Below are 20,491 nucleotides of genomic sequence, written 5' to 3' on the forward strand. Positions count from 1 at the left end.
GGCACTGACAGCCAGGGCACGCGCGCGCCTCACGCGAGCGGGTTGGGGACGGTCCCGTGGACGGCCGCGTGCGGGCGCTCGGGCCGGTCGCGGTAGCCGTCCAGGTGCAGACGGTTGCGGTTGAGGCAGAGCCGCTCGATCCGGGGCGTGAGGAGGTCGAACTGCTCGAACCGTTCCTTCAGCTCGGGGAAGCGTGCCTGGTGGCGCAGGATCTCCGCGCGGACGAGGGACCAGAATTCCGTCTCGGGGACGGCGAGTTGTTCCTCGCAGAGCGGCGCCAGATAGCGGAAGACACCGACGAAGAGCCCCGAATGGATGAACTGGGTGAGGAAGTCGGGTTCCTCGGTGAGGAGCACCGCGCGGACGTCGTCCGGCATCGTGTCGTGCTCGGGGAGCGGCTGGGCGCTGATGTTCACATCGTCGACGAAGTCCTTGATCGCCAGACGTACGGGGACGTCCTGGCCGTCGCAGACGACGATCGCGTTCTCGCCGTGGGGTGAGAAGACGGTGCCGTACCGGTAGAGGAAGTGCAGCAGCGGGGGCAGGAGGGCGCCGAAGAGGTGCCGGAGCCAGACGTCGGGAGCGAGTCCGGACCGCTCGACGAGCTCCGCGACGAAGGCCCGCCCGTTCGGGTCGGTGTGGAGCAGCGAGGCGAGGGTCCGGGCGCGCTCGCCGGGGGGCAGCCGGAGCGGCTCTCGCCAGATCGCGCCGAGGAGTTCCTTGTACTGGTAGGGCACTTCGGGCAGCCGGTCGTAGAGGGGGTGCTCCACGGTGACGGACGCGACCTCGCCGAGGAGGATCACTCCGCACTCGTCGCGCAGGAACGGATCGGCGTCGCGCAGCCCGTGGACCCAGGCGGTCACCGCGGGGGCGGCGAGGGTCCGTTCGGTGGGGAGTCCGCGCCAGACGAGGGTGTTGAGCACGGACAGCGGGAGTTTGACGGTGTGCCGGTCGGGGCGGCTGGTGTTGAGGAAGGTGCGGACGGACTGCTGCGGCAGGCGGAGGTCGCCGTCGGCGGAGAGCGGGACGACGGTGCCGGCGGCGACGGCGGGGGCGTAGAGCGGGAGCAGGACCTCGTCCCACTGCCAGGGGTGGACGGGCAGCAGGAGGTAGCCGTCGGGTTCGTGGCCGCGGGCGGTGAGTTCGGCGCGGAAGGCGGCGTGGACCTCGGGGTCCAGTTCCTGGGTGTAGAGGCGGTCGGGGGTTTCGAGGCCGGCGATGCCGCGGTAGGCGGCGATGCGGTTGCTGACGGCGATCCACGGCAGTCGGGTGGCGCGGCGGGCCTCGGGGGCCCAGCGGGCGGCGTCCGAGGCGGCGAAGCCGATGCGGCCCTTGTTGAGGACGAGCCAGGGGTGGCCGGTCTGGTGGCCTTCGAGTTCGGCGTAGGAGAGCTCGGCGAGCCGGTCGGCGGTGAGGGCCGTGTGGTCGAGGCGGGCGTCGGCGGCGAGGGTGGCGGAGAGCTCGCGGATGAGGTGGCCGAGGGTGGCGCCGTCGAGGCGGAGGAGGTTCCGGGCGCGGACCAGGAAGTCGAGGGGGTCGGTCATGGGCCGGCCCTCGTGGGTGATGGAGTCGGCGGCGACCCGCCAGCCGCCGTAGGCGCCTCGGCGGGCGCGGAAGGTGAGCGTGGTGCCGTCGTCGAGCCGGAGCGCGTGGCGGTCGGGCTCGCCGCCGTCGGCCGGGACGGGTTCGACGATCTCCTCGTAGGCGAACTCGGCGAGGGCCTTGGCGAGGAGGCGGGAGGAGACGCGGGTCCAGGCGGCGGGAGTCAGCTCGGGGGGTGCGAGCAGCTCGGGTGCCGTCGCGGTCGCGAGGGGCGTAACGGGCTGTGCGGAGTCGTGGGGTGCAGGGGACGTCGACACGAGGACTCCTCGGGGTGGGAACCGCTGTGGGTCGAGCGGTGTATGTACGTCAGAGGGGTGTTCACAGAGCGTGACGCAGGGCGCGGTCACGGATCATGAGCGCGGCTCGTTTGTCGGGGAGGTCGACTTCCGCCGCGTAGCGGAAGCCGGCGCCGAGGAAGGCCGAGACGGAGGGGGTGTTGCGGATGTCGGGTTCGGCGACGACCCGGGTGCATCGGGGACGGTGGTCGAGGACGAGTTCGGCGACGGCGTGCAGGAGGGCGGTGCCGACGCCGCGGCCACGATCGCTCACGCCTCCGACGAGGAGATGGATGCCGGTGTCGTGGGGGCGGGCCGGGTAGTGCCGGGCGAGCGGGTCGAGGTCGGCCCGGTAGATCTCGAAGTAGCTCATGGGCACGTCGTCGAGCACGCCGAGGCAGGGGACGCTCCGGCCGTCGCCCTGGAACTGGGCGCGGAGGTGCTCGGCGGTCACGGTCTCGGGTCCCGCGAGCTCCCAGAAGGCGGCGACCGCGGGGTCGTTCATCCACCGGGTGAGGAGCGGCAGGTCACGGTCGAGGCGTACGGGTACGAGCTGGAAGGCGCCGAAGCGGGTGGGGGTCGCGTCCCAGTCGGCGACGGAGTCGAGCAGGTCTCCGCCGGAGGGGTCGCCGCCCGGGGCGGGTGACGGGTCTCCGGCGGCGAGGAGGGCGACGAGGTCGTCGACCCTCAGGTCGAGGGTGTCGTCCCCGGGTGGGTCCACCGGGGGTCGGGTGGGTGGCACGGTGTCGCTCTCCTCTCGGCGGTGCGCTCGGGCGTGGGGTGCTCCGGCGGCGGGTTCAGGTGCGGAGGGGGTTGGTGACGGTGACGTAGACGGACTGGGTGTCGACCGGCCCGACGAGCTCGTCGAGGCCGTGCAGGCGGGTGAGGAGGTTGGCCTTGCTGCGCAGGGTCGCGGCCTCCAGGAGCCGGTGCGGAAGGGGGGAGCCCAGGCTCGTGGCGGAGGTGAGGAAGCTGCGGAAGGCGGCGAGCAGGACGCGCTCGTCGGCGAGGTGCTGGGCGCCGAAGGCGCCGATCAGGCCGAGGACGTTGTTGATGCCGAGGTAGTAGGCGAAGCGTTCGTCGGTGACCTGGTCGGAGACGAAGGTGTCGCTGTGGGCGCCGATGCCGGGGAGTCGGGCCTCCAGTTCGGCGCGGTGGGACTCGCGGAAGTAGTAGCCCTGGTTGTCGCGGTAGCGGCCGCCGACGGGCCAGCCGTCCGGGTCCAGGAGCACCAGGGTGTTCTGCTGGTGGGCCTCCAGGGCGATGCCGGCGTGTCCGTCGAGCCACAGGACCGGGCGGACGACCTGGTCGAGGTAGCGGAGGAACCACTCGGCGGCGACGGCCGTGGTGGTGCGGCCGGTGCGGGTGGAGAGCCGGCCGATGACATCGGCGAGCCGGGAGCGCATGGTGGCGGCTCCGGGCCAGGGGCGGGGGGTGGTGAGGGAGGCGATGCAGACGGCGTCGTCGCCCGACCCGAAGGGGTTGTGGCGGATCATGACGTCGAGTCCGGGGACGGGGGTGCCGTCCGGGGTGTCCACGGCGAGCCAGGCGGGGTCGCGGACGATGTCGAAGCCGGGGTGGGCCGCCTGCCACTCGTCGACGAGGCCGGTGCGCAGGAGGCGGTGGACCTCGACGCCGCGGTGGAGTTCCTTGCGGAGGTTCTCGCGCCGGGAGTTGGTGATGCGCAGGCCGAGGGAGAGCTTGAGCATCGCCCGGGCGCCGGGGCGGTGGACGGTGCGGACGGAGGAGGTGGGGTGCCAGGGGCTGCCGTGCGGGCCGAGGTCGTGGAGGAGGCCGGCGTCGAGGAGCTCGCGGACGTCGGAGCGGTGCAGGAGCTCGCGGGCCTGCCAGGGGTGCAGGGGCAGCGGGGCGGTGCCGGCGGGGACGCTGAGTCCTTCGGCGAGGCCGGCGGCGAGCTGTTCCGCCGTGACGTGGCGGCCCTGTTCGGTCCAGGCGGAGTCGGCGGCCAGGAGGGTGGGGTCGACGGCGATCCAGTGGAGGGGGAAGGAGCCGTGGAGTTCGGGTGAGTAGAGCCGCGCCTCGGCCTCGGAGAGTCCTTCGCGGCTCTTGGGGGTGGGGTGGAGGGGGTGGCCGAGCAGCAGGGCCTGTTCGGCGGCGAGGAAGAGGTCGGCGTCCGGGTGGGGGTGGGGGCTGTGGCGCCGCTCGGTGAGGAAGTCGGCGGTGCGCCGGGCCGAGTCGGCGACCCGGCCGACGAGTTCGGTGCCCTCGGGGCGGCCGGTCTCGCGGCTGAGCAGGGCGGCGACGGTGACGGCGTCGGCGGTCGGCGCGGAGGCCGGGAGGCCTTCGAGGGAGGGGGCGCCGAAGCGGTGCCAGCCGGTGGCCGACCAGTAGCGGACGGGGACGAGGAGGGCGGTGCCGCTGGCGTCGAGGGGGACGCGCAGGGTGGCGGAGTCGGGGGCGGGCAGGTTCTTCTCCCGGATCCAGCAGCGGAGCAGGTTCTCGATGGTCGCCACGTCGGCGGCGCGCTGCGGGTCGGGGTCGTCCAGCGGGTCGGGCGCGGTGGCCCCGGGGGCGGGGCGGGTCGGCCGTGGGTCGTACGGTCCGGCGTGCTGGCGCGGGACGGTGGGTTCCTCGACGGCGGGGGGCGCTGCGGTCTCGGTCGCCGGGGAGGTGGGGGTGGCGTTCACGGGGGCTTCCTTGGGGTGGGGCCGGGGGCGGTCCGGGGTCAGTGGGACGGTCCGGGGGTGGTCCGGGGGGCACCCGTCGTGGGGGTGTGGGCCCGCTCCGCCGCGGCCAGGGCGTCGGCGAAGCGGTCGAGGACCGCGGTGGCCTGCTCGTCGGTGAGGGTGAGCGGGGGCAGGAGCCGGACCACCGCGGAGTGGCGGCCGCCGAGTTCGACGATGAGTCCGCGGGCGAGGCACTCCTGCTGGACGGCGAGGGCCAGGGCGGGGGCGGCGGGCGGGACGGGGTCTTCCGGGCCGGCCGCGTCGGGGTCGACGAGTTCGACGCCGATCATCAGGCCCCGGCCGCGGACGTCGCCGACGCAGGGGTGGGCGGCGGCGAGGCCCTGGAGTCGGCCGAGGATACGGGCGCCGAGGATGCCGGCCCGCTCGGCGAGCCTGTTCTCGCGGACGTACGCGAGGGTGGCCGTTCCGGCGGCCATGGCGAGCTGGTTGCCGCGGAACGTGCCCGCGTGGGCGCCGGGTTCCCAGGCGTCGAGCTCGGACCTGTAGACGATGACGGCGAGCGGGAGGGAGCCGCCGATGGCCTTGGAGAGGACCATCACGTCGGGCACGACACCGCTGTGCTCGACGGCCCAGAAGGCGCCGGTGCGGCCGACGCCGGTCTGGACCTCGTCGACGACGAGCGGGACGGAGCGGTCGGCGGTGATCCGGCGCATCCGGCGCATCCAGTCGTCGGGGGCGGGAATGACCCCGCCTTCGCCCTGGACGGCCTCGACGATCATTCCGGCGGGGGTGGGGACACCGCTCTTGGGGTCGTCGAGGAGGGTCTCGGTCCAGCGGGCGGAGAGTTCGGCGCCGCGGTCACCGCCGACGCCGAAGGGGCAGCGGTAGTGCTGCGGGTAGGGCAGCCGGGTCACGCGGACGTCGGTCGCCCCGCCGGAGGCGGAGAGGGCTCCGGCGGTCATGCCGTGGTACGCGCCGGTGAAGGCGAGGAGTCCGTCGCGGCCGGTGGCGGTGCGGACGAGTTTGAGGGCCGCTTCGACGGCGTCCGTGCCGGCCGGTCCGCAGAACTGGATCCGTGCGTTGTCCGCGAGTCCGCCCGGCAGGGTGGCGAACAGCTCCGAGGTGAAGGCGTCCTTGAGGGGGGTGGCGAGGTCGAGGACGTGGAGCGGTGCGCCCGAGTCGAGGACCTTCCGGATCGCTTCCAGGACGACGGGGTGGTTGTGGCCGAGGGCCAGCGTCCCGGCGCCGGAGAGGCAGTCCAGGTAGCGGCGGCCGTCGGCGCCCTCGATGGTCAGGCCGCGGGCCCGCACGGGGACGATCGGCAGGGAGCGGGCGTAGGTGCGGGCGGCGGACTCGCGCTGCGACTGGCGGCGCAGGATCCCCTCGTACGCGCCCCTGTGGTCCGGCGCGTCGTCCGCCGGGTTCCGCACCCGCGCGGCCGGTGCGCCGGCAGGAGCTGATTCGGTCACGGCCACGGCTCGGTGTCCTCCCGCTGTAACGGTTGCGTTGCACATGTGGGCGGAGCGGAGCCGCCGCAAGGGCCGTCCTGAGCGCCGCCGTTGTGTCCCCCGTACGTACCAACGACGGGAACTGCCGGGGATCACGGGCCGGGTGACAAGAAGTTGGCGTGTCCCGGATCACGGCACGGCAACGGCTGAACGGCATCCGGAACCGGCGGCGGGCCAGGTACCGTCCCCTCCGGCACCGGCATAGTTGGGGGCCGTCGGTCGCCGTCCGCGAGGACGCGGCCGCCGTTCACCCATGCACACGTTGATGTAGTTCCAGGGGGATCACGAGATGCGATCGATTCGTCCGCTGCTGATGGCGGCTTCCGCCGTCGCGGCGCTGACGCTCACCGCGACGGCTTGCGGGCCGAGCGAGGAGAACGCGGGAGACAAGCCCAGCGCGCCCGCGAGCCTGAACCCGGCCGACAAGATCAAGATTCCGGAGGACCTGAAGGAGCGTCTGAAGGAACACGGGATCGACCTCGACAAGTGGCGCGACGGCGAGTGGAAGAACTGGGACCGCGACAAGTGGCTCCGTGAGGCCAAGGACTTCGTCAACCCGATCATCGAGGACCTGTGGGACCCGGACCGGATGCGGGAGGCCGAGCGCCCCGACAAGCCGGTCGAGGAGGAGGACATCTCGGGTGACGAGGGTGTCACCGACCCGACCCCGGCCGCGGTGAAGGCGAAGGCCGTCGCCCCGAAGTACCACGGCAACGCGGCCGAGGCGGGGAAGGTCTTCTTCGACGGTCCCGAGGGCTCGATGGTCTGCTCGGCCACCGTGGTGAAGGACCCGGCCCACCCGGGCAAGTCCAACCTGGTCTGGACGGCCGGGCACTGCGTGCACAAGGGCAACCAGGGCGGCTGGTACCGCAACATCGCCTTCGTGCCCTCGTACAACGACAGCGCGCTGCCGACCTCCGACCTGGAGAAGGCGACGCGGGAGCAGATCGCGCCGTACGGCGTGTGGTGGGCGGACTGGGTCAAGACCTCCGACCAGTGGATCGCCGAGGGCGCGTCCACGGGCGGCGCCGGTGCCCCCTACGACTTCGCGGTCATCCAGGTGACCCCGGAGAAGGGCGCCTCCGGCAAGTCGCTCGAGGAGACCGTCGGTTCGGCGCTTCCGGTGGAGTTCAACGCGCCGGCCGTGCCGAAGATCGCGAGCCTGACGGCGACCGGTTACCCGGCGGCGCCGCCGTTCGACGGCCAGAAGATGTTCCAGTGCCAGGACAAGCCGGGCCGGCTGTCGCTGAAGGCAGAGCAGCCGACGATGTACCGGATCGGCTGCACGATGACCGGTGGTTCGTCCGGCGGTGGCTGGGTGGCCCAGGGCAGTGACGGCAAGCCGGCGCTGGTGTCGAACACCTCGATCGGCCCGTCGACGGCCGGCTGGCTCGCGGGTCCGCGCTTCGGACCGGAGGCCAAGGCCATCTTCGACGAGGTCAGCAAGAAGTACGCCGGGCAGTAGGCGCGGCACGGAGGCGGGGCCCCTGGGGTCCCGCCTCCACCCATGCCCGGCCGACGGCTCATGTCCGGCATACCACCTGTGTCCGGTATGCAGCCCACGGCCGGTCCCGGACACGCACCACACCACAGGGGGAATTCACGTCATGCGTTCTGTACGACACATACCCGCCGTCCTCGGCCTGGCGGCGGCGCTCGCGCTGACCGCCACGGCCTGCGGCCCCACCGAGACCCCGGCCGCCGACAAGCCGGCCGCGGGGGCGAGCAGTTCCGCTCCCGCCGGCGACGACGCCGGTGGCGACCTCGCCAAGGACCTCGCCGACAAGCTCAAGAAGCACGGCGTGGACCTGGACAAGTGGAAGGACGGCGAGTGGAAGAACTGGGATCAGGCGACCTGGCTCCGTGAGGCCGAGGACTTCGTCAACCCGGTGATCGACGGCCTCTGGGACCCGACGCGCATGCAGTCGGCGAAGAGCCCGGAGCAGACGATCACCGCGCAGGCCGGCACGGGCGGCACCGATCCGACGCCCCGGCCCGTCAAGGCGCAGCGCGAGAAGACGCCGTACCACCGCAACGCGGCCCCGGTCGGGAAGATCTTCTTCGACGCGCCCGAGGGCCACATGGTCTGCTCCGGCACCATCGTGAAGGACCCGCGACGGCCCGGGAAGTCCAACATGGTCTGGACGGCCGGGCACTGCGTCCACGCGGGCAAGCAGGGCGGCTGGTACCGCAACATCACCTTCGTGCCGGCCTACAACGACCTCGGCAAGTCGGCCTCCGCGCTGAACAACGCGCAGCCGCACGAGATCGCGCCCTACGGGCAGTACTGGGCCGACTGGGCCGTGACCTCGGGTGACTGGATCCAGCGCGGCGGCACGAACCAGGCCTGGCCGTACGACTACGCCGTGCTGCACGTGCAGCCCGAGCGGGGCGGCAAGTCGCTGGAGGAGACCGTCGGCGCCGCGCTGCCGGTCGACTTCTCCGCGCCGACGGCCGCGCAGGCGGGGACGATGGGCGCCTGGGGCTACCCGCAGGCTCCGCCGTACAACGGGCTGATCATGCACAAGTGCCTCGACCGCCCGACGCGGCTCACCACGGCCCCGGCCACGCCGACGATGTACCGGATCGGCTGCACGATGACGGCCGGTTCCTCGGGCGGCGGCTGGTTCCGTGTGCTGCCGAACGGGAAGACGGCGCTGGTGTCGAACACCTCGATCGGCCCGGCCGGCAGCAACGGCTGGCTCGCCGGACCGCAGCTGGGCAAGGGCGCCAAGGCGGCCCACGAGATGGTCAGCAAGAAGTTCGCCCGCTGACCTGAGCGAGCGCGCGGCGCCGCAGGGCACCACACGGCGCTGCGGCACCACCCGGGCACCACCCGGGCACCACCCGGGACCGCACCCACCGCAGCACGACCGAGGGCGCTGCCCCCTCCCGTACGGGGAAGGGGCAGCGCCCTCAGCGGTTGCCGTGACTCAGTGCGCGGCGGGAACGTACGGCGCGAGCATCGCCGCCAGCTCCTCGTGCACCCGGGCCTTGAGCAGGGTGCCCTCCGGGGTGTGCTCCTCGGACTCCACCTCGCCCTCGGCGTGCACCCGCGAGACGAGACCGCCCTGCGTGTACGGCACGAGGGCCTCCAGCTCGACCTCGGGGCGCGGCAGTTCGGCGTCGATGAGCGCGAGCAGCTGCTCGATGCCCTGGCCCGAGCGGGCCGAGACGGCGATGGAGTGCTTCTCCATCCGCAGCAGACGCTGGAGGACCACGGGGTCCGCCGCGTCCGCCTTGTTGACGACGACGATCTCCTTGACGTTCACCGCGCCGACGTCCCGGAAGACCTCGCGCACGGCGGCCAGCTGCTCCTCCGGCGCCGGGTGGGAACCGTCCACCACGTGCAGGATGAGGTCGGAGTCCCCGACCTCCTCCATGGTGGAGCGGAACGCCTCGACCAGGTGGTGCGGCAGGTGCCGGACGAATCCGACGGTGTCGGCCAGGGTGTAGACCCGGCCGGTGGGCGTCTCGGCCCGGCGCACGGTCGGGTCGAGGGTGGCGAACAGGGCGTTCTCCACGAGTACGCCCGCGCCGGTGAGGCGGTTGAGCAGGGAGGACTTGCCCGCGTTGGTGTATCCGGCGATGGCGACCGACGGGACCTTGTTGCGACGGCGCTCCTGGCGCTTGATGTCGCGGCCGGTCTTCATCTCCGCGATCTCCCGGCGCATCTTCGCCATCTTCTCGCGGATGCGGCGCCGGTCGGTCTCGATCTTAGTCTCACCGGGACCGCGGGTGGCCATGCCGCCACCGCCGCCGCCGCCCATCTGACGGGACAGCGACTGACCCCAGCCTCGCAGTCGCGGCAGCATGTACTGCATCTGCGCGAGCGCGACCTGCGCCTTGCCCTCTCGGGACTTGGCGTGCTGGGCGAAGATGTCGAGGATCAGGGCGGTCCGGTCGACCACCTTCACCTTGACGACGTCTTCGAGGGCGATGAGCTGGCCGGGGCTGAGCTCGCCGTCGCAGACGACGGTGTCGGCGCCGGTCTCGACCACGATGTCGCGCAGTTCGCGCGCCTTGCCGGAGCCGATGAAGGTCGCCGGGTCCGGCTTGTCACGGCGCTGGATCACGCCGTCGAGCACCAAGGCGCCCGCCGTCTCGGCGAGGGCCGCGAGCTCCGCCAGGGAGTTCTCCGCGTCCTGCACGGTCCCCGAGGTCCATACGCCGACCAGCACGACGCGCTCCAGGCGCAGCTGGCGGTACTCGACCTCGGTGACGTCCTCGAGTTCGGTGGAGAGGCCGGCGACGCGGCGCAGGGCCGCGCGCTCGGAGCGGTCGAACTGCTCGCCGTCCCGCTGTCCGTCGATCTCGTGGCTCCAGGCGACGTCCTCTTCCATCAGGGCATCGGCCCGAAGGCTCTCGGTACGGCTCGTCTCCGCGAAGCGCTGCTCGTCCTGGGAAGGGGAAGAAGAGGAGGTCATTGGGTCCTAACGTCGAATGACGTCGCCTGACAGCGACGCAACTGAGTCTGTATTCGTCGCAACGCGTGACGGCACCGGAAGATTCCCGGTTCCGGCCGCGTCGCCGACCTGACGATGGTGGCACGGCCCGGCCGGGCCCGTCACCCCGGTTTCGGCGCGGTCCTGCCGGTCCCGACGGGTTGCGAGCGCCAGTCGGGGTGGCCGGGCATGGGCGGGGTCTTCGCCGCGTACAGCCAGTCGCGGAAGAAGGCGGTGAGGTCCCGTCCCGCGATCTCGCCGGCCAGGGCCGTGAAGTCGGCGGTGGTGGCGGTGGAGTCCCGGTGGTCGGCGACCCAGCGGCGCTCCAGGCGCCGGAAGGCCTCGGTGCCGATCTCCTGGCGGAGGGCGTAGAGGACGAGGGCGCTGCCGTCGTAGACGACGGGCCGGAAGAGGCTGATCTTGTGGTCGGGCGAGGGCGGCTCGGGCGCGGCGGGCGGGCCGCCGTCCGCCCGCCACGCGTCGGATGCCGCGTAGGCCGCCTTCATGCGCCGCTCCAGCGGCTTGCCGGCCTTCTCCTCCGCGTACAGCGCCTCGTACCAGCTCGCGTGTCCTTCGTTGAGCCAGAGGTCGGACCAGGTGCGGGGCGAGACGCTGTCGCCGAACCACTGGTGGGCCAGCTCGTGCACCATGATCGAGTCGACGTACCACTCCGGGTAGCCGGGCTCCGTGAAGATTCCGCGTTCGAAGAGGGAGAGGGTCTGCGTCTCCAGCTCGAACCCCGTGTCGGCGTCGGCGATGAGCACACCGTACGTCTCGAAGGGGTACGGGCCGACCTGCCGCTCCATCCACTCCAGGTGGCCGGGGGTCTTGCGCAGCCAGGGTTCCATCAGCTTCCGGTCGGCGGTCCGCACCACGTCCCGTACGGGCAGGTCGCGGGGGCCGGTGCGGTGCACGACGGTGGAGCTGCCGATGGAGACCTGGGCGAGCTCGGTGGCCATGGGGTGGCGGGTGCGGTACGTCCAGGTGGTGGTGGCGCCGTGGTCGTCGCGGCCGGTGGGCAGGCCGTTGGCGACGACGGTGAGCGCGCTGGGGGCGGTGATCCGGAAGGTGAAGAAGGCCTTGTCGGCGGGGTGGTCGTTGGACGGGAAGACGCGGTGGGCGGCGTCCGCCTGGTTGGCCATGGCGAGGCCGTCGCCGGTCCGGACCCAGCCGCCGGTGTCGGCGGGGCCGGTGGGGTCGCTGGTGTGGGTGACGGTGATCTCGATCGGCTCGCCGGCGTCGATCGGCACGGCGGGGGTGACGATCAGGTCCTCGCCGCTGCTCGTGTACGAGGCCGGCAGGTCGTCGACGGTGACGGCGGAGACGGTCCCGTGGGTGAAGTCGAGGTTGAGCCGCTCCAGGTCCTCGGTGGCGAGGGCGTCGATCCGGGTCACGGCGGCGAGCGGCTTCGTGTTGACCCCCGGATAGGTGAGGTCGAGGTCGTACGCGAGGACGTCGTAGCCGGGGTTGCCGAGGTGCGGGAAGAGCGGGTCGCCGATGCCGAGCGGCGCCGGGGCGGGCAGCGCGGCGGCGACGAGCCCGGTCGAGGCGGCGACGAGGACGGCTGCGCGCAGCCACCGGGCGCGCGGCAGGGGGTTTCGGACGAGCGGCATGGGCCAGGCCTTTCCGGAGGACTGGCCCTACGGCTACCAGGGGTTTCCCCGCTCCTCCGGGCGGCGCGCTCGCCCGCCACCCGAAGGAGGTCACGTCACGCCTCGCGCGGCTCCGCCGCGCTCCGGCGGCGGGCGCGGTGCACGTCGTACACCCCCGGGACGTCCCGCATGGCCCGCATCAGGGCGGGGAGTCCGGCCGCGTCGGGGAGGTGGAGGGTGTACGTGTGGCGGACTCGCTGCTCGCTGGGCGGCTCGACGGTCGCGGAGACGACGGCGGCCCCGGCGGTGGCGATGGCCTCGGTGAGGTCGGCGAGGAGGCGCGGCCGGCCGAAGGATTCGGCGACGAGGGTGACCCTGCACTGGGCGGTGTCGCCCCAGCGGACGGTGACGGGCTCGCGGCCCACTCCGCGCATGGTCTCGACGGCCGCGCAGCCGGTCCGGTGGACGGTGACGGAGCCGCCGCGGACGCGGAATCCGGTGATCTCGTCGGGCGGTACGGGTGTGCAGCAGCCGGCGGGGCGGACGGCGGCGGGCGGCTCGCCGTCCAGGTCGGCGTGGAGCTCGGCGCCGGAGTGCCGGTCGGCGGTGACGTTGATCTGGGGCCGGGGGCCCGCGTCGGCGGGGGCCGCGGCCGCCTCGGGGTGGGCCCGGAGCCAGGCGGTGATCGCGATCCGGGCGGCGGCGGTACGGGCGTGGTCGAGCCACTCGGGAGAGGGACCGGACCCGGCGGCTCCGGGGCCGGCCCCGGCTCCAGAGCTGCCGGGTCCGGTCACGGTGTCCTGGGCGAGCAGCAGCTGGACGGTGTCCCCGTCACCGAGGACGGTGCTCAGGGGGGCGAGGCGGCCGTTGACCCGCGCGCCCAGACAGCCGTGGGCGGCCTCGCCGTGCTGCGCGTAGGCGGCGTCGACGCAGCTGGCTCCGGCGGGCAGGCTGATCGTGCCGGGGGTGCCGCCGTCGGCGCGGAAGACGGTGATCTCGTCGTCCTCGGCGAGGTGGGCGCGGAGCGAGCTCCAGAAGGTGTCGGGGTCGGGGGCCGACTGCTGCCAGTCGAGGAGCCGGGAGAGCCAGCCGGGGCGGGTGGGGTCGACGCGCTCGCCGTCCTCGGGCTGCGGGTCGGAGGTGGGCGCGGGGGCGGACGGTCCCGTGGGCGCTGTCCGGCCGGCGTACGGCTCCTGGCCCGCGTACGGATTGCCGAGGGCGACGACTCCGGCCTCGGCGACCGTGTGCATCCGGTGGGTCCTGATGAGGATCTCGGCCACGGCCCCGTCGGGGGCGGCGATCGCGGTGTGCAGGGACTGGTACAGGTTGAACTTGGGGGCCGCGATGAAGTCCTTGAACTCGGAGATCACCGGGGTGAAGCAGGTGTGGAGCTCGCCGAGGACCCCGTAGCAGTCGGCGTCCTCGGCGACGAGGACGAGGAGCCGTCCGAAGTCGCAGCCGCGCAGCTCGCCGCGCTTGAGGCGGACGCGGTGCACGGAGACGAAGTGCCGGGGCCGGACGAGGACCTCCGCGCCGATGCCGGCCTCGCGGAGGACGGCGCCGACCTGCTCGGCCACGGCGTCCAGGGCGTCCCCCGCGTGGGAGTTGTCGGCGATGAGCGCGCGGGTGTTCTCGTACTCCTCGGGGTGGAGGATCGCGAAGACGAGGTCCTCCAGCTCGGTCTTGAGGGCCTGGACCCCGAGCCGTTCGGCGAGCGGGATGAGGAAGTCCCGGGTGACCTTCGCGATCCTGGCCTGTTTCTCGGGCCGCATCACGCCGAGGGTGCGCATGTTGTGGAGGCGGTCGGCGAGTTTGATCGACATGACCCGGACGTCGTCGCCGGTGGCGACGAGCATCTTGCGGAAGGTCTCGGGCTCGGCGGCGGCGCCGTAGTCGATCTTCTCCACCTTGGTGACGCCGTCGACGAGGTAGGCGACCTCGGCCCCGAACTCCCTCCGCACCTGGTCGAGCGTCACCTCGGTGTCCTCGACGGTGTCGTGGAGGAGCGAGGCGGTCAGGGTGGTGGTCTCCGCGCCCAGTTCGGCGAGGATGAGCGTGACCGCGAGCGGGTGCGTGATGTACGGCTCGCCGCTCTTGCGGAACTGGCCGCGGTGCGAGGACTCGGCGAGGACGTAGGCCCGGCGCAGGACCGCGAGGTCGGCCTCGGGGTGGTGGGCCCGGTGCGCCTCGGCGACGTGACTGATGGCGTCGGGCAGCCGGTCACGGGGCGCCGGTCCGGCGGTGGCGCCGAGCAGGGCGGCGCGGCCGAGGCGGCGCAGGTCGATCCGGGCGCGTCCGCGTCTGCGGGCGGTCGTGTCGGTGACGGCGGCGTCCGCCGCGCTCACAGGGTTGGTGGCCTCTGCGCTCATGGGGCACCTCCGGCAACGTCGACCGGCGGTGGGCGGGCCAGGCGTGCCCGGGGGGCCGGTGCTTGATGCTACCGACCCCACCACGTGGCGCAGTCACGCTCTCGCTCAGCGTGAATCGGATCACCCATTCGAGCGACAAATCAGTCGTTGACTGTTTCGATTCCCAGGGTTCCGGTGGGAACGGAGCGGACCCGCCGAAGACCTGAGCTCCGGAAATCTGCGCGCCGGAAAGCTATGCGCCGGGGACCGACAGCCATGCCGGGTCGATGGTGCCCTCGGCGACGATGACGGCGGGGCCGGTCATCTCGATCTCGCCGTCGGGGTGCTCGGTGATGACGAGGGTCCCGCCGAGGACGTCGACGGTGTACGTGACGGGGACTCCGCTCGCGGCGGGGTCGGCTCCGTCGCGGCGGGCCGTGGCGACGGCGACGGCGCACGCGCCCGTGCCGCAGGAGCGGGTCTCGGCGGCGCCGCGCTCGTGGACCCGCATGGCGACGTGCCGGGGGCCGCGGTCGGCGACGAACTCGATGTTCACCCCGTCCGGGTAGACCGCGGCGGGCTCGTAGGGCGGCTCGGTGAAGAGGTTGCCCGCGTGGCCGAGGTCCTCGACGAAGGCGACCGCGTGCGGATTGCCCATGTTCACGTTCCGCGCGGGCCAGCTGCGGCCGTCGACGGTGACGGTGACCCCGGCGTCGGCCAGGACCGCGCGGCCCATGGAGACGGTGACGGAGCCGTCCTTGTCGAGGTGGACGCGCTTGACCCCGCCTCGGGTGGCGACGGCCACCTCGCCCGCGGTGACGTGCCCGGCGTGCTCCAGGTAGCGGGCGAAGACCCGGACCCCGTTGCCGCACATCTCGGCGACCGAGCCGTCGGCGTTCCGGTAGTCCATGAACCACTCGGCCTCGTCGGCCAGGTGCCGGGCCTCGGGGTGGGCGGCGCTGCGCACGACGTGCAGCAGTCCGTCCCCGCCGATGCCGGCGCGCCGGTCGCAGAGCCGGGCGACGGCGTCCGGGCTCAGCTCGACGGCGTTGTCCGCGTCGGGGACGATCACGAAGTCGTTCTCGGTGCCGTGGCCCTTGAGGAAGGGGAGCGGCGAGGTCTGCGTGCTGGTCACGAGATCAACTGTACGGGGCGGGTCCGACAGGCGGCGCGGCCGTCCGCCGCGGGGCGTCCGGAGGGCTCAGCGGAGGCGGGCGACGCGCCAGACGGCCAGGGCGACCAGGACGCCGATCGTCGCCACGTACAGGCCGAGGACGCGCCAGTCGGGGCGCTCGCCCGAGCCGCGCTGCGGAAGCCCGGGCCAGGTGTAGCCGACCTTGCGGGCGGCCATCATGCCCCAGCCCGCCGCACAGGAGCTGATCAGCAGTCCGAGCATGGCGAGGACGGCGCCGCCGTCACCGGAGCCGAAGGCGAGCGGGAAGGCGAACATCAGGGAGCCGACGGCGGCGAGGCCGACGATCGGGGCGAGCTGCCAGATCCGCAGGCGGCGCTGCGGTCTGAGCTCGACCTCGACCTCGCCGGCGTCCACCTCGACGGCGGTGCCTTCCGCGTCGTCAGGACCGTCCGGTGTCAGGCCCGGGGCCCCGACCGGGGCTTCGCCCGTCGGGTCGCCAAGGACCGCTTCCTGGTGTTCTCTGTCGCGAGGGCCGGCCTCCATCGCCACGCGCCCTCCCCACTCGGACTCCACTTGGTCGATCGATTCTCGATGATGGCACGCTCCTGACCGCCGAACTGACGGGCAGGGCGTCCCGATGCCATCACGTGATCAGGCTGTAACCGCTCGTTCGACCAACGACAGCGCCTCCCGCGGGAGTTCCCCGCGGTGATCGGCGGCTCCGCTGAGCCAGTGGACGCGCGGGTCGCGGCGGAACCAGGAGTCCTGGCGGCGGGCGAAGCGCTTGGTGGCGCGCACGGTTTCCGCGCGCGCCTCGTCCTCGGTGCACTCCCCCGCGAGCGCGGCGAGCACCTGCTGGTAGCCGAGGGCGCGGGCGGCGGTGCGGCCCTCGCGCAGGCCCTGGGCCTCCAGGGTGCGCACCTCGTCGACGAGGCCTGCCTCCCACATCCGGTCCACGCGCGCGGCGATCCGCTCGTCCAGTTCGGGGCGGGCCACGTCGACGCCGATCTGGACGGTGTCGTAGACGGAGTCGGGGCCGGGCAGGTTGGCGGTGAAGGGCTTGCCCGTGATCTCGATGACTTCGAGGGCGCGGACGATGCGGCGTCCGTTGCTGGGCAGGATCGCGCGGGCGGCCTCGGGGTCGGCCTCGGCGAGCCGGGCGTGCAGGACGCCGGAGCCGCGCTCTTCCAGTTCGGCTTCCAGCCGGGCCCGGACGGCGGGGTCGGTGCCGGGGAACTCCAGGGCGTCGACGGCCCCCCGTACGTACAGGCCGGAACCGCCGACGAGGACCGGGGTGCGACCCGCGGCGAGCAGTCGGTCGATCTCGGCGCGGGCGAGGCGCTGGTACTCGGCGACGCTGGCGGCCTCGGTCACGTCCCAGATGTCGAGGAGGTGGTGCGGAACGCCGTCCCGTTCCTCCATCGTCAGTTTGGCGGTCCCGATGTCCATCCCCCGGTAGAGCTGCATCGAGTCGGCGTTGACGACCTCGCCGCCGAGCTGCTGGGCCAGAAAGACACCCAAATCGGACTTTCCGGCCGCGGTGGGGCCGACGACGGCGATGACCCGCGGGGCGGGAGCTGCGCTTCTCACCGCACCAGTCTCGCAAACCTCACGGCCCCTCCCCGAACGAGCTACGTGACGAGCCCCATCCGGCTTCGTTGCCTGTTGCGAGGTTCCGGCCGTCGATCACCGCCGAGCCCCTCCCATCCGAGTACGCTATGGAGTGAATATGGGCGTTTTTGCAGTGTTTCGCCGTAAGAAGAAGGATGTGGTCGAGGCCTCGTCGGAGGAGACCGGGACCGTCGGGACGTCGGTGGACGGCGTGACGGAGGCCGAGGCGGCGGAGACCCGCGCCGAGGCCGAGGTCGCGGTGGAGACGGACGCCGGGGTCGAGGCCGGGTCCGCTGCCGCCGACGTCGTGGAGGTCACGGCCGGAACCGAGCCGGCGGACGACGCGCACGGCGTCGACACGGACGAGCCGGCGGCCGGAGCGGTCGCCTCCGAGGTCGTGGAGATCCCGAAGCAGCAGTCGGCCGAGGCCGCCGCGGACAACGAGGCAGGCGAAGGCGCCCGCAAGTAGGCCCCCGGGGTCCTGGGGGCAGGACACGGAGAACGGACCCCGCGCGGGTCCGCGGAGGGAAGGTGCCCCGATGGGTCTCCTGGATTCGCTGAAGGCCAAGCTCGCCCCGGCCAAGGACAAGGTGGCCGACCTCGCGCAGCAGCACGGGGGGAAGATCGACGACGGCCTCGACAAGGCCGCGAAGCTGGTCGACGAGAAGACCAAGGGCAAGTACAGCGACAAGATCCAGTCCGGTACGGGCAAGGCCAAGGACGCCCTGGACCGGATCGGCCACAAGGACGACGGCACGCCCGGGAGCGGCGGCGCGACCCCGCCGCCGGCCGCCTGACGACCGGCGTCACCCGCACACGACAGTCCCTCCGCACGGCGGACGGCCGCGGAGCATCACGCTCCGCGGCCGTCCGCCGTTCTCGTGTCGTGCTGCCGCCGGTCCGCCGCGACTTCGTCAGGACCAGGCGGCGACGACGTACTCCACGCCGTACGGGGCGTCCTCGTGGAGGAGGCGACCTTCGAGCCCGGCACCCTCGGCGGCGCCCGCCAGGACCTGCCAGGGCGCGCGGCCGGCCGCCTTCAGCTCGTACGCGAGCTCCTCGTCCAGCGCGAGCAGCGCGGCCACGTCGGCCGCGCCCAGGGCGCGGGCGGCCTCGGCGTCGAAACCGGCCGCCCGCTCGTCCAGGTAGCCGGGCGCCTTGACGGTCCGGCAGGCGCTGCCGTCGCCCATCACGAGGAGCGCGACCCGCCCGGCGGAGGCGGCGAGCTCACGGCCGACGGCGGCGCAGGTCCCGGCCGCTTCCCGTTCGTTCACACCCCGGCCCTCGACGGGCGCGTCGGCCCAGTCGGCGCGGCCGAGCAGCCAGGCGCCGACGGCGAGGCTCGCGGGCAGGGGGCGGTCGGCCGCGGGCCCGTCACCGAGCTGTACGGAGAGGTCGACCCCGAAGCCGGCGAAGGAACCCGTCGAACCGGCCGGGAAGACGCCGGCGGCGGCCGCGTCGGCGGGACCGACGACGTACAGCCGGTCGGGGCGCGCGGCGGCGAGCAGTCCGACGGCGTCGGCGCAGGCGGTGCGCGCGGCGTCCAGCTCGGGGGCGGCGCCGGTCGCGACCTCGGGCAGGAGGAGCGGCGGGCAGGGGCAGACGGCTGCGGCGACAAGCATGATCCGCACCCTACTGCGCGGCCGTGCCCGCGCCCTCGTCACCGCCCCGGGCCCGCGCCCGGGTCACCGCCCCCGGGTGTCAGTGGCTCCCGCAGGCCGGCGCGTCCGCTGCCGGGAGGGGCTCCGGGACGCCGATCTTCGGGAGGCCGAGCAGCACGCCCGCCGGCTTCGCGGCGGCCGCCGTGGTGCGCTTCTCCCAGGCGTCGCCCGCGCGGGTGCGGCGTACCGACGTCGTCGGGCCCTCGGCGAGCAGGTGGTGCGGGGCGGCGTAGGTGATCTCGACGATCACGACGTCGCCGGGCCGGACGTCCTGCTCCGGCTTGGTGAAGTGGACGAGCCGGTTGTCGGGCGCGCGGCCGGAGAGGCGGTGCGTGGCGCCGTCCTTGCGGCCCTCGCCCTCGGCGACCATGACCTCCAGGGTGCGGCCGACCTGCTTCTTGTTCTCCTCCCAGGAGATCTCCTCCTGGAGCGCGACGAGGCGCATGTAGCGCTCCTGCACGACGTCCTTGGGGATCTGGCCGTCCATCTCGGCGGCCGGGGTGCCGGGGCGCTTGGAGTACTGGAAGGTGAAGGCGTTCGCGAAGCGGGCCTCCCGGACCGCGTGCATCGTCTGCTCGAAGTCCTCCTCGGTCTCGCCGGGGAAGCCCACGATGATGTCGGTGGAGATGGCGGCGTGCGGGATGGCCGCGCGGACCTTCTCGATGATCCCGAGGAAACGCTCCTGCCGGTACGAGCGGCGCATCGCCTTGAGGATCGCGTCCGAGCCGGACTGCATCGGCATGTGCAGCTGGGGCATCACGTTCGGGGTCTCGGCCATGGCCGCGATCACGTCGTCGGTGAAGTCGCGGGGGTGCGGGGAGGTGAAGCGGACCCGCTCCAGGCCCTCGATCTGCCCGCAGGCCCGCAGCAGCTTGGAGAAGGCCTCGCGGTCGCCCAGGTCCGATCCGTACGCGTTGACGTTCTGGCCGAGCAGGGTGATCTCGGAGACGCCCTCGGCGACCAGGGCCTCGATCTCGGCGAGGATGTCGCCGGGACGGCGGTCCTCCTCCTTGCCGCGCAGCGCCGGGACGATGCAGAAGGTGCAGGTGTTGTTGCAGCCGACGGAGATCGACACCCAGGCCGCGTAGGCGGACTCGCGCCGGGTCGGCAGCGTGGAGGGGAAGGCCTCGAGGGATTCGGCGATCTCGATCTGCGCCTCCTCCTGGATGCGGGCGCGCTCCAGGAGCACCGGCAGCTTGCCGATGTTGTGCGTGCCGAAGACCACGTCGACCCAGGGGGCCTTCTTGACGATGGTCTCGCGGTCCTTCTGGGCGAGGCAGCCGCCGACGGCGATCTGCATGCCGGGGCGCGTGGTCTTCATCGGGGCGAGCCGGCCGAGGTTGCCGTACAGCTTGTTGTCGGCGTTCTCGCGCACCGCGCAGGTGTTGAAGACCACGACGTCGGCATCGCCGTCGGATCCGCCGGGGGCCTTGACGTAGCCCGCCTCTTCCAGCAGACCGGAGAGCCGCTCGGAGTCGTGCACGTTCATCTGGCACCCGTAGGTACGAATCTCGTAGGTCTTGGATCCTTCAACGCTCACTGCGGGACTCCGGTCGCTGCTACTGGTCATTGGGACAAGGGTAGGCGGTCCGGGGAGTGCCCCCCGCTGGTTCCCGCCTGGTTCTCGCCTGGTCCTCACCGAGCCGTTCACACAGAGACGTGTTCG

The 20,491-nt window shown here is 73.0% G+C and carries 16 protein-coding genes; 4 read left to right on the top strand and 12 right to left on the bottom strand.

Features of this window, described 5'->3' with window-relative positions; all coding sequences use genetic code 11:
* Nucleotides 1-29: 29 nt before the first annotated feature.
* The 4 genes from ACFC0G_RS12255 to ACFC0G_RS12270 all read right to left on the bottom strand — a co-directional run bounded on the left by ACFC0G_RS12255 (nt 30) and on the right by ACFC0G_RS12270 (nt 6,000).
* A complete protein-coding gene (locus ACFC0G_RS12255; protein ID WP_376401240.1) occupies nt 30-1,859 on the bottom strand; it encodes an IucA/IucC family protein in 1,830 nt (609 codons plus the stop codon).
* Between the two features lie 61 nt (nt 1,860-1,920).
* Nucleotides 1,921-2,619 (bottom strand): GNAT family N-acetyltransferase, encoded by a 699-nt coding sequence (locus tag ACFC0G_RS12260; RefSeq protein ID WP_376401243.1) that lies wholly within the window; start codon nt 2,617-2,619, stop codon nt 1,921-1,923.
* A 55-nt stretch (nt 2,620-2,674) separates the two neighbouring features.
* Nucleotides 2,675-4,525 carry an IucA/IucC family protein gene (locus ACFC0G_RS12265; RefSeq protein WP_376401246.1) on the bottom strand — a complete coding sequence of 617 codons (1,851 nt, stop codon included), beginning with the start codon at nt 4,523-4,525 and terminating at the stop codon, nt 2,675-2,677.
* A gap of 38 nt (nt 4,526-4,563) precedes the next feature.
* Nucleotides 4,564-6,000: a diaminobutyrate--2-oxoglutarate transaminase family protein gene (locus tag ACFC0G_RS12270; protein WP_376401249.1), complete on the bottom strand. Its 1,437-nt coding sequence runs from the start codon at nt 5,998-6,000 to the stop codon at nt 4,564-4,566.
* Nucleotides 6,001-6,322: 322 nt separating this feature from the next.
* Between ACFC0G_RS12270 and ACFC0G_RS12275 the strand changes: the two genes are divergently transcribed.
* Together ACFC0G_RS12275 and ACFC0G_RS12280 are read left to right on the top strand one after the other, a co-directional pair.
* Nucleotides 6,323-7,498 carry a trypsin-like serine peptidase gene (locus ACFC0G_RS12275; RefSeq protein ID WP_376401252.1) on the top strand — a complete coding sequence of 392 codons (1,176 nt, stop codon included), beginning with the start codon at nt 6,323-6,325 and terminating at the stop codon, nt 7,496-7,498.
* Between the two features lie 142 nt (nt 7,499-7,640).
* The gene (locus ACFC0G_RS12280; RefSeq protein WP_376401255.1) at nt 7,641-8,807 is read left to right on the top strand and encodes a trypsin-like serine peptidase; all 1,167 of its coding nucleotides are present in this window, start codon (nt 7,641-7,643) and stop codon (nt 8,805-8,807) included.
* 159 nt (nt 8,808-8,966) lie between these two features.
* Here the strand turns inward: ACFC0G_RS12280 and hflX are convergent, their stop codons facing one another.
* From hflX to miaA, 6 genes are all read right to left on the bottom strand, one after another.
* Nucleotides 8,967-10,460 carry a GTPase HflX gene (gene hflX / locus ACFC0G_RS12285; protein WP_376401257.1) on the bottom strand — a complete coding sequence of 498 codons (1,494 nt, stop codon included), beginning with the start codon at nt 10,458-10,460 and terminating at the stop codon, nt 8,967-8,969.
* Between the two features lie 140 nt (nt 10,461-10,600).
* A complete protein-coding gene (locus ACFC0G_RS12290; protein WP_376401260.1) occupies nt 10,601-12,091 on the bottom strand; it encodes a M1 family metallopeptidase in 1,491 nt (496 codons plus the stop codon).
* 95 nt (nt 12,092-12,186) lie between these two features.
* Entirely contained in the window at nt 12,187-14,439 is a 2,253-nt protein-coding gene (locus tag ACFC0G_RS12295; protein WP_376401263.1) for a RelA/SpoT family protein, read from the bottom strand.
* A gap of 232 nt (nt 14,440-14,671) precedes the next feature.
* Entirely contained in the window at nt 14,672-15,553 is an 882-nt protein-coding gene (gene dapF, locus ACFC0G_RS12300) for a diaminopimelate epimerase (protein WP_376401266.1), read from the bottom strand.
* A gap of 66 nt (nt 15,554-15,619) precedes the next feature.
* On the bottom strand, nt 15,620-16,096 hold the full coding sequence (locus tag ACFC0G_RS12305; protein ID WP_376401482.1) for a hypothetical protein: 477 nt from the start codon (nt 16,094-16,096) through the stop codon (nt 15,620-15,622).
* 108 nt (nt 16,097-16,204) lie between these two features.
* A complete protein-coding gene (gene miaA, locus ACFC0G_RS12310; protein ID WP_024754921.1) occupies nt 16,205-17,143 on the bottom strand; it encodes a tRNA (adenosine(37)-N6)-dimethylallyltransferase MiaA in 939 nt (312 codons plus the stop codon).
* A gap of 178 nt (nt 17,144-17,321) precedes the next feature.
* On the opposite strand from miaA, the gene ACFC0G_RS12315 reads away from it, so the two are divergent.
* On the top strand, nt 17,322-17,633 hold the full coding sequence (locus ACFC0G_RS12315) for a hypothetical protein (RefSeq protein ID WP_376401269.1): 312 nt from the start codon (nt 17,322-17,324) through the stop codon (nt 17,631-17,633).
* Nucleotides 17,634-17,703: 70 nt separating this feature from the next.
* Nucleotides 17,704-17,961: an antitoxin gene (locus ACFC0G_RS12320; RefSeq protein WP_376401272.1), complete on the top strand. Its 258-nt coding sequence runs from the start codon at nt 17,704-17,706 to the stop codon at nt 17,959-17,961.
* A 117-nt stretch (nt 17,962-18,078) separates the two neighbouring features.
* Here the strand turns inward: ACFC0G_RS12320 and ACFC0G_RS12325 are convergent, their stop codons facing one another.
* Both ACFC0G_RS12325 and miaB read right to left on the bottom strand, forming a co-directional pair.
* Nucleotides 18,079-18,786, bottom strand: a complete 708-nt coding sequence (locus ACFC0G_RS12325) for a class III extradiol dioxygenase subunit B-like domain-containing protein (RefSeq protein WP_376401275.1) — start codon at nt 18,784-18,786, stop codon at nt 18,079-18,081.
* Between the two features lie 79 nt (nt 18,787-18,865).
* The gene (gene miaB, locus ACFC0G_RS12330) at nt 18,866-20,395 is read right to left on the bottom strand and encodes a tRNA (N6-isopentenyl adenosine(37)-C2)-methylthiotransferase MiaB (RefSeq protein ID WP_376401278.1); all 1,530 of its coding nucleotides are present in this window, start codon (nt 20,393-20,395) and stop codon (nt 18,866-18,868) included.
* Between the last annotated feature and the right edge of the window lie 96 nt (nt 20,396-20,491).

The organism is Streptomyces sp. NPDC056169 (assembly GCF_042268445.1).
In the GTDB taxonomy this organism is placed as follows: Bacteria; Actinomycetota; Actinomycetes; order Streptomycetales; family Streptomycetaceae; genus Streptomyces.

Coding starts and splice junctions, on each gene's coding strand:
- ACFC0G_RS12295 (WP_376401263.1), bottom strand. CDS start 14,439: ATGAGCGCAGAGGCCACCAACCCTGTGAGCGCGGCGGACGCCGCCGTC.
- ACFC0G_RS12275 (WP_376401252.1), top strand. CDS start 6,323: ATGCGATCGATTCGTCCGCTGCTGATGGCGGCTTCCGCCGTCGCGGCG.
- ACFC0G_RS12325 (WP_376401275.1), bottom strand. CDS start 18,786: ATGCTTGTCGCCGCAGCCGTCTGCCCCTGCCCGCCGCTCCTCCTGCCC.
- hflX (WP_376401257.1), bottom strand. CDS start 10,460: ATGACCTCCTCTTCTTCCCCTTCCCAGGACGAGCAGCGCTTCGCGGAG.
- ACFC0G_RS12305 (WP_376401482.1), bottom strand. CDS start 16,096: ATGGAGGCCGGCCCTCGCGACAGAGAACACCAGGAAGCGGTCCTTGGC.
- miaB (WP_376401278.1), bottom strand. CDS start 20,395: ATGACCAGTAGCAGCGACCGGAGTCCCGCAGTGAGCGTTGAAGGATCC.
- ACFC0G_RS12280 (WP_376401255.1), top strand. CDS start 7,641: ATGCGTTCTGTACGACACATACCCGCCGTCCTCGGCCTGGCGGCGGCG.
- ACFC0G_RS12290 (WP_376401260.1), bottom strand. CDS start 12,091: ATGCCGCTCGTCCGAAACCCCCTGCCGCGCGCCCGGTGGCTGCGCGCA.
- ACFC0G_RS12320 (WP_376401272.1), top strand. CDS start 17,704: ATGGGTCTCCTGGATTCGCTGAAGGCCAAGCTCGCCCCGGCCAAGGAC.